Genomic DNA, 12,812 nt, shown 5'->3' with positions numbered 1-12,812 from the left:
CGTCTTCTGCTCACACACCTACGTCTGCCTTATCTTATGAAATTAACCGTGCCTATATTCCTTTGAATTAACATAATCATTATCTTGATGAAAATGTATTTTTTTCTTATAATACATAGATGTGAGTTTCACATTTTAACTAAATTATTAATAGCAGGGGGATATTATGCCTGAGAATTACACCATAGACATGCCTGAAGCAGTCAGAAATATCATACATACAATAGAAGAACACGGCTTTAAAGCCTATGCTGTTGGCGGCTGTATACGAGACAGTATCCTTGGCCGAAACCCAGATGACTGGGATATAACCACTTCTGCTGTCCCAGCTCAGATAAAAACTTTCTTTAAAAGAACTATTGATACAGGAATCGTTCACGGTACTGTAACAGTAATGGTCAATAAAACAGGTTATGAAGTTACTACTTATCGTATTGATGGCGAATACGAGGATGGCAGGCATCCGAAGTCTGTAGAATTTTCAGACAGGCTTGTTGATGACCTGTGCCGCCGTGATTTTACGATAAATGCCATGGCATACAACGACACTGATGGATTTGTTGATGAATTTAACGGTCTTGATGATTTGGATGCAAAAATAATACGCTGCGTTGGTGAACCAGAATTAAGATTTACAGAGGACGCTCTGCGAATGATGCGTGCCATAAGATTTTCTGCACAGCTTGGCTTTACCATTGATGAAGCAACGTGGAATGCAATTAAAAAGCTTGCCCCATCAATCAGCAAAATAAGCATGGAGCGTGTGCATGTAGAGCTTGGCAAAACGCTTATGTCTGCACATCCCGATTATGTTGCAGAATATTCAGAAGCAGGACTTTTTGCCCCAATACTCCCGGTAATTGACAATGCTCTAAAGAGCCGCTACAAGCGCAAAATACTTGCAACATTACAACATACACCTGATAATATATACTTACGCTACGCTGCACTTTTCATAACTTCTACACCTGATGAAGCAGCTAAGACTCTCCGTGCACTTAAGCTGGATAACAAGACAGTTGACACAGTATCTAAGCTTGTTGAATTATCAAAGATGGATATAGAAGAAACTGAGCCGGCTGTTCGTACTGCCCTTAATAAGTACGGCAGAGATTTCCTGCCTTTGTGGCATGAGCTTATGATGGCTGTAATTCAGGCATCTGAAGACATCACAGGAATAAGCAATCCGGCGAAGGTAAAGCATCTTCTGACATTAAAGCGTCTTGCAACAGATATTCTTGCACGCGGTGACTGCTTTACAATAAAAGACCTCGACATATCAGGCAATGACCTCATTGAATATGGTCTTCAGGGACACGAAATCGGTGAAACACTGAAATCCCTGCTTGATATCGTTATAGAGAACCCTAAGCTCAATGATAAAACTACTCTTATTGCAATGATTGAACATATCAAATAATATAATCATAAAATAACCCTCACCGGATGCCTTCTGGCAAATCCGATGAGGGTTATTATAATTAATACTTCTTAGAATTAATATGCCTTACCCCAGTAAACCATAGCCTTAGCCGGCTTACCACAGCATACGCACACATCACTTAACTTCTCCTGTGCAAATGGCATACATCTTGATGTACATGTAGTATCTTCCTTAATCTTGTCCTCACAAGCCTGGTCTCCACACCACATAGCCTTGATGAATCCAGCCTTATTAGCTGCTGTATCCTTGAATTCATCATAATTAAGAGCTGTATATGTATGAGCTTCTCTGTGAGCTCTTGCTCTCTCAAGCATATCCTTCTGGATAGTATCAAGAATTTCTGGAATTCTGTCTGCAAGCTCATCGATAGATACAGTAATCTTCTCTCTTGTATCACGACGAACAATAACAGCCTGATTAGCCTCGATATCTCTTGGTCCCATCTCAACTCTTACAGGGATACCACGCATCTCCTGCTCAGAGAACTTCCAGCCTGGATTCTTATCTGAATCATCAACCTTAACACGAAGTCCGGCTGCCTTAAGTGCATCGCCAACCTCGTAAGCCTTATCAAGAACGCCGGCCTTCTTCTGCATAATAGGAATAACATCAACCTGTACTGGTGCAACCTTAGGTGGAAGCACAAGTCCCGAATCATCACCATGAGTCATGATAACTGCTCCGATAAGTCTTGTTGTGATTCCCCATGAAGTCTGGTGAACATATTTTAACTTATTATCCTTATCTGTGTACTGGATTCCAAATGCTTTGGCAAATCCATCACCAAAGTTATGGCTTGTACCTGACTGTAAAGCCTTACCATCATGCATAAGCGCCTCAATTGTATAAGTAGCCTCTGCACCTGCGAACTTCTCCTTATCAGTCTTACGCCCCTTGATTACAGGAATTGCAAGAACTTCCTCACAGAAATCTGCATAGAGGTTAAGCATCTGCTGTGTACGTGCCTCAGCCTCTTCTGCTGTAGCATGTGCAGTATGTCCCTCCTGCCATAAGAACTCTCTTGAACGAAGGAATGGTCTTGTCTCCTTCTCCCATCTTACAACTGAACACCACTGGTTATATACCTTTGGTAAATCCCTGTATGACTGTATCTCATCTTTATAGAAATCACAGAAAAGTGTCTCTGATGTAGGTCTTACACACATTCTTTCCTGAAGTGGATTAAGTCCGCCATGAGTAACCCATGCTACCTCTGGTGCAAATCCTTCTACATGATCCTTCTCAACCTCAAGAAGACTTTCAGGAATGAATATTGGAAGGTAAACATTCTCAACTCCTGCTGCCTTGAATCTTCTGTCGACTTCATTACGAATATTCTCCCAGATTGCATATCCAGCCGGCTTAAAAATCATGCATCCCTTGACGCTTGAGTAAGACATAAGCTCTGCCTTCTTACACACATCTGTGTACCACTGAGCGAAATCATCCTGCATAGATGTAATCGCTTCTACTAACTTCTTATCTTCTGCCATAATAAACCTCTTTCTATGACATTACAGACCCGTTTCCTACGGAGCCTGATGCGAATGCTGCTTCGCATTGTCCGCCTGCCATTGACGGCACCACTAGAGTTTATCATGTTCTAAAATGCTTTTCAAGTAAAGAACAAGTGCTTTTATTATACAATATGATATTGGGCCAAGAATAAATCCCGTAACTCCATACACAAGTATCCCGATATATATAACCGCAAGCATTGTAAATGGCGCAATTCCCATTCTGTCGCCCATACATTTTGACTCCATAATCTCCCTCACAAAATATGTGACAATATACAATACCACAAGAATCACCGCATTTTTCACATGTCCGAAAAGCAGGCTTCCCACAGCCCACGGTATCAGTACCGTTCCCGTACCAAATATCGGAAGTGCGTCAATAATCCCAGTCAGCACACCAAGAAGAATAGCATATGGATTGCCTATCATTAAAAATGCTGTTGAACACACCACAATATTTATCGACATTATAATAAGCTGCACCCTGAAATATACATTTATCAAATTGCGAAGTCCCACATGCACCGCCCCGACTTCGTCCTTAAATATAGTGTTCTCCCGCCAGCTTCTGTACTTCTCAATTCCAGCCGCCGCATATATCGTTCCAATAAAGCACACCACAAGTCCGGCAACCGCCATAACGCACCATGTTATAACCGGAACAGAATGTTTTCTCATAATTGTAAAGAACATCTGCTGCCCATCACCATCTATAATTATCCCTTTACATTTTTCAAGAAATGCGTAACTGCAGCCTTCTTTTAACTTAATCCAGCCATCAATACGGCAGCATACAAGCTTAAACTGCCCATCAAGGCTGTTAATATTCTCATCAAAATTGGCTATGAAATCTTTAAGTTCGCGAAACGCCATATAACCGACATACAACAGCACTGAAAGAATAATAAGCGTTACCATTGTTACAACTATACTCGCAGCAAGCGTCTTTTTCTCCCTTAAAAGTTTCGCCAGCCCCACTATCGGCTTCTGAAGCAGCACCGCAAAACAGAATGCAAGCATGAACGGCCACACATAATAAAAAAGCACCTTGAATATAAAGAAAACCACCGCAATAATAACAGCACTGCCAAAAAGCAATGTCAGCCGCTTCCTGAAACACCACACATTTTCACCCATATGCCACCTCACACCTGCTAATACTTATCGTTTAATTAGTGTGTGCGCGGCGGGGACATTTATTCGCCGAATGTTGTTGATTAATTATTAAAACGCATGTATTCTTAATAAAAACATTAAAAGGACACAACCATGCTTAATATAATACACGAAACTAAAGACATTATTATAGTGAATAAACCAGCCGGACAGCTATCCCAGGGTGCGAAAGGATTTGATTTGGACCTTGTAAGCGAAGTTATGACTTACAATGCTTCACAGGGAAAGCCTGCATATGCAGCAATAATCAACCGCCTTGACCGGCCGGTTTCGGGACTTGTGCTTATTGCAAAGAATAAGTCTGCAGCAGCAAAGTATTCCACACTTATGCAGAAGGAAGGCGGATTTAATAAACAATATGAAGCTTTAATATGTGGAAAACTATCCGAACCAAAAGGAACTTTTGTGGATTATCTAAAAAAAGACGGAAGAACGAACACATCAGCAGTTGTTCCATCCGACGCCGCCGCTAATGATAAAGAAGCAAAGCTTTCAAAGCTTGAATATGAAGTGATATCTTATGATGAAGTTAAAGACATTACACATGTAAGAATACATCTGATTACAGGCAGACATCACCAGATAAGAGTACAGTTTGCAAGCCGTGGACACGCACTTGTTGGAGATTATAAGTATGCTGCTTATGAGCACAATGCTGCCTGTGATATGGATGCCGCTGGCTATGGCAATGATTCTGGCAGATACGATATGGATGCTGCCGTTAAAGCGTCTTCACTTAAAAGAAACCAGATTGCACTTTGTGCAGTCTCACTTACTATTGATGATAAGACATACACTGTTACACCGGATTTTGCGCAAAATTGATGAGCTTCAGTGATGTATTTGGCTGGATTATTGAGTTGATATGTCGTACACAATTTCAAAGACCTACGAAAAGAGCTTATACATCTCTTTTCGTAGGTCTATGCCATATCAACCAGCAGAATAAGCTTCTAAAAAGCCTACTAAAACTAGATTTATTGGTAACTTAGTAGGCTTTTGGTTAATTAAATCCGTCGCTTCACCAGCATACCAAGCATGCGTAGTAGATTACATCTTAAAACGGTAACCGACTCCCCATATAGTCTCAATATACTGAGGTTTGCTTGTATCAAGCTCAATCTTCTCTCTGATTTTCTTGATGTGGACAGTTACAGTTGCGATGTCACCGATTGAATCCATATCCCAGATTTCCTTAAAAAGTTCTTCCTTAGTAAATACATGGTTAGGATTCTCTGCAAGAAATGTAAGAAGGTCGAATTCCTTTGTTGTAAATGGTTTCTCCTCGCCATTAACAAACACTCTTCTTGCTGTCTTATCAATCTTGATTCCTCTGATTTCAATAACGTTATTATTGTGCTTAGAGTTACTTACAAGTCTGTCGTATCGTGCAAGATGTGCCTTAACTCTTGCTACAAGTTCGCTAGGGCTGAATGGCTTGGTCATATAATCATCAGCACCAACTCCAAGTCCTCTTATCTTATCGATATCTTCCTTCTTGGCAGATACCATGATAATAGGAATATCCTTAACTTCTCTTACCTGCTTGCATATCTCGAAACCATCAGTTCCGGGAAGCATGATATCAAGGATACACATATCAATATCCTCATGCAGTGCAGCCGCAAGTCCACTTGTTCCATCATTACATACCTCAACCTCGTATCCGTTAAGTTCAAGGTAATCCTTCTCAATATCTGCAATACTCTCTTCATCTTCTACAATTAATATCTTGCTCATAGCCAGTCCCCTTTCGTGTAGTTTCATTATGCATTCTCAGGATTCTCTTCATCCTTTGCTTTAAGCAGATTAAGATGCATGGTCGTGCCTTCGCCCTCTACACTCTCTGCCCATATCTTTCCTTTGTGGTCTTCGACAATCTTCTTAACAATTGCAAGACCAATACCACTTCCCCCATGCTTGCTGTTTCTTGACTCATCAGTTCTATAGAAACGCTCAAATATTCTCTCAACATCTTTGGCTGCAATGCCAATACCATTATCTGAGAATATCGCATGAATGTAGTCGCCTTCATCATACAGGTCAATCTTAATCTTTCCCTGTCGTCCCTCAGCCATATACTTAACTGAGTTACTTATAATATTATTAACAACCCTCTTTAGCTGCTCCGGATCAACATTCATATATGCCGGCTCAGTGAGATGGTCATTATATTCCAGTTCAATCTGGCTTGCCTCAAGCTCAGTGCCTATCTCTTCACAACAGTCTCCAAAGTAGTCACTTACATTACATCTGACAAACGTATATGGAACCCTGTTAGTATCAAGCCTTGAATATATAGTAAGCTCATCAATCAGCTTGTCCATATCATTAACCTTGTTAGCAATAGTCTGGATATACTTAGCCTGCTTCTCAGGCGTGTTGGCAATTCCGTCACGCAAGCCTTCGACATATCCTTTAATAGCCGTAAGCGGCGTCTTTAAGTCATGTGAAATATTTCTAATAAGCTCCTTTTCCTCGGCATCAGACTTTATCTTATCCTCCGCACTCTGCTTAAGTACGACTCTCATCTCTTCAAAGTCCCGGCATACATCGCCGATTTCATTGTTAGACACCTTTGGCATCTCGAAATCCATATTGCCTTCTTTAATATTATCAGTTGCAAGCTTCAGCTTATTAAGTGGCTTGACAATAGAACTATATATCCACAGAGTAAGCCCAAGACTTGTAATAATAAGTACCATAATTATAACAAATATAACCTGCATTATAAATGTCTTAATCTGTGGAAGAATCTGTTTCAATGAAGTAACAATTGACACGCTGTAAAAGTTATCTTCTGAATCCTTAAAATTAAGCTGTTTTATAAGACTCTGGTACTCTCCACCCTTGTAAGTTCCAACATCAGAAACATTCTCTTCATCAGCAGAATAATCAGGAAGAATCTTTACAATTTCGCTATCTGGTGCTTCTGTTGAATTATATATAATAATTCCATTCCTTCTTACAACAAGACAGGACATCTTAGATGACAGCTCCCCTGATAACTCATCAAGATATTCCTTATTAGTAAACTGCTCCGGCGAAGTATCAACCTCCGTCTTCATATCCTTATATATGCTGTCAGTAATCTTTCCAAAAAGGATTATAGGTGAATATACGCCAACGAAAATTGCTCCGTCATCCACATTATATGTTCTCTCTATACTTTCCTTCTGTACACAGTACAGACCTCCCAGAGCAAGACCACTTAGCAGCACAGGAAGTATAACCATAATACAGAAAGAAATATACAACTTATTCTTTAGCTTCATAATTAACCCCTTTTCCTCTCCATACTACCATATACAGGGATATTTGTAACATTACAAATGTATTAATTTTATTAAATATAAATTAAAACAGCTGTAACGGAATATCCGCTACAGCCTGCAATTAACCTATCTTGAGCCTGAACTTCTGAAGTTCTCTCTCAGAATCAACTCGTTTAATAATTCCACCAAGGTTAGTAATCTTTCCTTCAAAATCCTCATAACCTCTCTGGATATACTCAATATCATCGATCTCTGATATACCATCTGCTGCGAGCGCAGCAATAACAAGTGCCGCACCAGCTCTTAAATCCGGAGCATTAAGCTGCACACCACAAAAACTTTTAACACCTTCAATATAGGCTGTGTTACCTTCAACCTTAATCTTGGCACCCATTCTTCCAAGCTCATCTACATATTTGAATCTGTTCTCAAATATACTCTCAGTTACCATACTTGAGCCTTCTGCAAGTGCAAGTACAACTGAAATCTGTGGCTGCATATCTGTTGGAAATCCAGGATATGGCAAAGTCTTAACATTAGTACTCTTAAGTGTACAGCCCTCTGCTATAACTCTTAAGCAGTCATCACCTTCCTCAATCCTGCATCCCATCTCAATTAACTTTGCAGATATTGATTCCATATGCTTAGGAATAATATCCTGAATAACAACATCGCCATGTGTAGCTGCTGCTGCCATCATAAATGTTCCGGCCTCAATCTGATCCGGAATAATAGAATAAGTACATCCGTGAAGTCTCTTAACGCCTTTGATACGGATTACATCAGTTCCTGCACCTTTAATGTTAGCACCCATAGAATTAAGGAAATTCGCTACATCAACTATATGCGGTTCCTTAGCCGCATTTTCCAGAATAGTGTCTCCCTCTGCCATACATGAAGCCATCATAAGATTAATTGTTGCACCAACTGTTACAACATCAAAATAAATATGAGCTCCTGTAAGCTTCTCTGCCTTTGCATGTACAACTCCACAATCTATATCAACATCCGCACCAAGTGCCTTAAAGCCCTTGATATGCTGGTCAATTGGACGGCTTCCGATATTGCATCCTCCCGGGAGTGCAACATGAGCCTCATTGTACTTGCCAAGTAAAGCACCTAACAGATAGTAAGATGCTCTTATTTTTCTTATATAATCATATTCTACATTGGTATCACAGATTGAACCACCATTTATCTGAACGGAATTGTTATAAACATACTTAACCTTAGCACCAATTCCTTCTATAGCCTGAAGTAAAACTCTTGTGTCTCTAACATTAGGTACATTTTCAATTGTTACAGTATCATCTGTCATAATTGCTGCTGCAAGAATACCTAAAGCTGCATTCTTCGCACCACCAATGGAAACTTTTCCTCTGAGTGGCACTCCACCCTTGACAACATATTGTTCCATATAGCACCTCTAAACATAATAGTCACATCTTATAAAGTATATCACAGAACTTTGATTTGTAAAGATTTTCTCCGAAAATACATTTATAAAAAATATGGCAATTTCACCCTTATTTTATTATATGCATTTAAAATGCATTTAGTTACATAATAAAGGCTGTCCTTAACAGGGCAGCCTATTCAATATTTATTAATTCTTATTAACGTAATTGAGCGGATTCACAGCAGTTCCTCCAACCCATATTTCAAAATGAAGATGTGGTCCGGTACTGTAGCCTGTATTACCTGATGCTGCAATAGCCTGCCCCTGTGATACACTCTGTCCAACTCTTACATTTATAGAACTAAGATGAGCATATCTTGTCATTGTTCCGTTACTGTGTGTTATATCTACACAATATCCATAATCAGCAAACCATCCTGCTCTTGTTACAGTTCCTGCTGCTGCTGCTGTAACCGTTGTACCCTGCGGAACATACCAGTCAACACCCTTGTGGAAACTTCCCCATCTGTAACCAAATTCAGATGATAATGTTCCTCCTGATATCGGTCTTAAATATGTTGGAGGTGTTAGTGTTCCGACTGCAATAGTCTTCGGAACGGATTCTTTAATAATAGTCTCCTTAACATATGTTCTGCCTGTTTCGTTACCATTAGTGTAAGTAACTTCTGCTATTACAGATCTGTGACCAACAGTTCCCTCAGAAATAACTGTATTAGTTCCTCTGTAATTAGTGTTGTCATCCTCATAATCAGGCTCTGCTTCATAATCTTCTTCATAAGTCATCTGATAAGTTGTAAGAACAGATATTTCTGATTTAGGAACTGTAACAACAATTGAATCACCCGGTGCAATTACACTGTCCTCTGTAAGATTAGAATTAAGCTCAAGAAGCTGTGACATTGTAAGTCCATTATTCTGTGCAATTACCGATAATGTATCACCAGCCTCAACTGTATATACTGTCTTTTCTTCATGTTCTTTAGTAATGCTCTCATAAGCGTCATTTACTGATGTTACAGTTGCATTATCCGTAGGAACTTCCACAACAACTACGTCAACATCAAATCCAATTCCAGTAAGACCATCTCCATTAACCACTGTCTCTCCGTCTTGCGAAATCGCTGTACCACTAATTGCTGAGGATACAATCTCTGCTGCTGTAGTTTCTGTGGCCTTTTCATTTACACTTATTCCATAAGTACCTGTCGCTGCATCAACTGTATCAAGTGATACTGTAAAAGCATTGTTGGGATCATATTTGGCAATAAGCTTCTCAAATAAAGAAACAACTGCATCCTTCGATTCCAATGTTACAACGAAATCACCAAGTCTTACTGTATAATTCATATGGAAATCAACATCCATAACATTATCAAACATGTAACTGTATATTGCACCAGACAGCTCGTCCACACTCATTCTCTGTGCAACTGTTTTATTCTCTTTGGCAATCTCTATATCAGGATCCATGTACACGATTTCTTCATACTGTGCACTCAGCTCCTGCCTTGCTGATGCCAGAGCAACAATAACTTCTTCTTCCGTATTAGCTGCTCCAACCTTGATTCCATTAATTGTAATACTGTAATAATTAGCTTCCGTCTTTAATAAATTCTTTGATAAAAATGGAATAGCAATAATACATACAAAACAGGCAACCGTCATTGTCTTAATGAGTGTTATTCTCATTCGTCTGCCATATCTTGACAAGCGTTCCATAATGTCCTCCAAATATTGTGTTAATATATAGTCATCTTCTTGTAATATCTTTGTAACAATTTCGTAACATTTATACTAACATATGATATTTGGTTTGTAAACCCTATTTTTTCTTTCTGGAAGATTTTGTCTTGGCAGGCTTCTGTACGGAATATCCGAACTTACCTATGAAATCACCCAGTCCATAATATCTTCCATGCGAATATGCAATAAGGTCTGCGTCTGACAAATGCAGTGTTCCCTTCTCATCTAACAGGCTTTCATCTACATTTACAGCCATAACCTCTGCTATAAACATATCGTGGCTTCCAAGCTCTAACACCTGCTTTACCTTACATTCGATATTGACAGGGCTTTCTGCAATTGCCGGAGCTTCAATCTTAACTGACGGCGCTGCTGTAAGATGCATATCTGCAAATTTGTCAACGTCCCTGCCCGATTTTACTCCACAATAATCAGTGGCTCTTGTAAGCTTTCTTGTTGTAAGATTAATAACGAATTCCCCTGTTTCCTTAATAATGTCATGGCTGTAGCGTTCTTTTCTTACTGATATTGAAACCATCGCCGGATCAGAGCATACAGTTCCTGCCCATGCAACCGTGATAATATTAGGCTTCTCCCCTTTTCTTGCGCAGCTTACCATAACAGCAGGCACAGGATACAACATGTTGCCAGCCCTCCATGTCTGTTTCTTAGCTTTCTCGTTCTTCTTTATCTTTTCGCTCATGCGTTAAGTGCCTCCTTAACATGATGGTATCCTTCCAGTATAATAGCCGCATGGTCTGCTGCCAGCCCATTGCCGTCAACAACCTTATATGTACGGTTCTTAAGAATACCTTTTCTATAGGTAACTTCCACCCTTGCACAGATATTAATATTCTTATCAGCATTTGACAGCCTGCACAGCCATTCTTCTTTAACAAGCGACTTATCCTCTGTCGTATTAATGAGTTCATCTGATATATCAAACCATCCGGCCTCTCTTGCGTCATCACCAGCCTGTGCTTTCTGGCTGCCTTCATCTATCAATGCAACAAATGCTGTTGTAATAATCCTTGTTCTTGGGTCACGGTCATAATCGCCATATGATTTAAGCTGTTCTGCTTCAATATCATGCAGACCAGTTTCCTCCTGAAGCTCTCTTAAAGCCGCATCATATAGATTCTCTTTAAACTCAACAAAGCCTCCCGGACACGCCCACAATCCAATACATGGATGATTGCCTCTCTTTATAAGCAGAATCCTCTTAACCTGTGAATCTTCCTTTGTAAATACAAGTGTATCCACCGTGTTGCATGGGTTCTGATATTTATCAGGGTCGTATTTGTCAAGGAAAACGGCCAGACTATCACCAGCTTTATTAAGTTCTCCGGTTCCCACAAAGCATTTATTCTGCTCTTCACTTAAATATTTCATCGCTTCTCTCCCTTACCTGCACCAAACCATTTAATTCTTGTATCCTTTGCCCCACAGAACTTTCTGTGTATGAAATCATCCAGCACCTCATTAAAGCTGCAGAATTTATCTACAAGTACAATAACAAATGTTTCTTTATATTTAGGTGGTGTAACTGTCAATGGAAACATATGCTTTGCAATCATGTCTCCCTCTTTTTCTGTTATATCAAAATACTTTCCTGCATTCTTAAGGGCCTTTGTAGGATGCTCAAAACCATGAAGTCTCTCACCCTTCCCAGGCGAATACTTGTGCCAGTCGTACAGAAACAGGTCATGTAAAAGTCCTGCCTTAGCTCCTGCCCTCTCATCAAGATGTAATTTCTTACACACAAGATAATTATAATAAGAAACATGTACGCTGTGCCCGAAAAGGCTGGTCCGTCCATGGTGCGAATATTTCTTCATACTCTGTATTACATCATCTGAAAACAGCTTATTCATCCTGTTCTTATATTCCCTGCCAGACTCATTCTGCTTAATGTGTCCTAACTTATATCTATTACATATCCTGTCTATCGCATTAGAATATTTATCCTTCTTAATTCTCGCCTTGTATACTGGTCTAATGCTTCTTCCTTTGTAAGAATTAATCTTTACCGACATATAGTTCTCCATTCCCGCCTGCCCACACAGACACTCCTACTTGTGTATACGGCATTAAAAACACCCGGAAACGATTATATCATAAATGCCTGTACATTTGCATAAATATAATTATTAATATATTCAACATTTAAGTTGTATGATTAAGGAAAATGTGCTAAACTAAGCCCATAGTAACCTGCATAATTTATGCAGAAA

At 39.6% G+C, this 12,812-nt stretch carries 11 protein-coding genes; 2 read left to right on the top strand and 9 right to left on the bottom strand.

From position 1 onward, the window contains the following. Positions 1-166: 166 nt before the first annotated feature. The gene (locus DW963_RS04785; protein WP_117914056.1) at positions 167-1,420 is read left to right on the top strand and encodes a CCA tRNA nucleotidyltransferase; all 1,254 of its coding nucleotides are present in this window, start codon (positions 167-169) and stop codon (positions 1,418-1,420) included. A gap of 77 nt (positions 1,421-1,497) precedes the next feature. Here DW963_RS04785 and proS read toward each other — a convergent pair whose 3' ends face one another. Together proS and DW963_RS04775 are read right to left on the bottom strand one after the other, a co-directional pair. Beyond that, entirely contained in the window at positions 1,498-2,937 is a 1,440-nt protein-coding gene (proS, locus tag DW963_RS04780; protein WP_117914055.1) for a proline--tRNA ligase, read from the bottom strand. 93 nt (positions 2,938-3,030) lie between these two features. After that, a complete protein-coding gene (locus DW963_RS04775) occupies positions 3,031-4,101 on the bottom strand; it encodes an AI-2E family transporter (protein WP_117914054.1) in 1,071 nt (356 codons plus the stop codon). Positions 4,102-4,233: 132 nt separating this feature from the next. Here DW963_RS04775 and DW963_RS04770 point away from each other — a divergent pair, with 132 nt between their 5' ends. Beyond that, a complete protein-coding gene (locus DW963_RS04770; RefSeq protein ID WP_117914053.1) occupies positions 4,234-4,965 on the top strand; it encodes an RluA family pseudouridine synthase in 732 nt (243 codons plus the stop codon). Positions 4,966-5,190: 225 nt separating this feature from the next. On the opposite strand, the gene DW963_RS04765 is transcribed toward DW963_RS04770, so the two are convergent. From DW963_RS04765 to DW963_RS13385, 7 genes are all read right to left on the bottom strand, one after another. Further along, positions 5,191-5,880: a response regulator transcription factor gene (locus DW963_RS04765; RefSeq protein WP_117914052.1), complete on the bottom strand. Its 690-nt coding sequence runs from the start codon at positions 5,878-5,880 to the stop codon at positions 5,191-5,193. A gap of 26 nt (positions 5,881-5,906) precedes the next feature. Then, a complete protein-coding gene (locus tag DW963_RS04760; RefSeq protein WP_117914051.1) occupies positions 5,907-7,415 on the bottom strand; it encodes a sensor histidine kinase in 1,509 nt (502 codons plus the stop codon). A gap of 121 nt (positions 7,416-7,536) precedes the next feature. Beyond that, complete coding sequence (gene murA, locus DW963_RS04755; protein WP_117914050.1) at positions 7,537-8,832, bottom strand: UDP-N-acetylglucosamine 1-carboxyvinyltransferase; 1,296 nt, start codon at positions 8,830-8,832, stop codon at positions 7,537-7,539. 189 nt (positions 8,833-9,021) lie between these two features. Beyond that, a complete protein-coding gene (locus DW963_RS04750) occupies positions 9,022-10,554 on the bottom strand; it encodes a M23 family metallopeptidase (RefSeq protein WP_117914049.1) in 1,533 nt (510 codons plus the stop codon). Between the two features lie 103 nt (positions 10,555-10,657). Beyond that, positions 10,658-11,281 carry a flavin reductase family protein gene (locus DW963_RS04745; protein WP_117914048.1) on the bottom strand — a complete coding sequence of 208 codons (624 nt, stop codon included), beginning with the start codon at positions 11,279-11,281 and terminating at the stop codon, positions 10,658-10,660. Beyond that, the gene (locus DW963_RS04740) at positions 11,278-11,970 is read right to left on the bottom strand and encodes an NUDIX domain-containing protein (protein WP_117914047.1); all 693 of its coding nucleotides are present in this window, start codon (positions 11,968-11,970) and stop codon (positions 11,278-11,280) included. The genes DW963_RS04745 and DW963_RS04740 overlap by 4 nt, the downstream gene beginning before the upstream one ends. Then, a complete protein-coding gene (locus DW963_RS13385; protein ID WP_199669357.1) occupies positions 11,967-12,614 on the bottom strand; it encodes an HD domain-containing protein in 648 nt (215 codons plus the stop codon). Before DW963_RS13385 ends, DW963_RS04740 begins: the two co-directional genes overlap by 4 nt. Positions 12,615-12,812: the final 198 nt, after the last annotated feature.

It is taken from the genome of Eubacterium sp. AM46-8 (assembly GCF_003466705.1).
Lineage (GTDB): Bacteria > Bacillota > Clostridia > Lachnospirales > Lachnospiraceae > Lachnospira.
The sequence above is the reverse complement of the archived record's forward strand: the minus strand, read 5'-3'. Positions and strand labels throughout refer to the sequence as shown.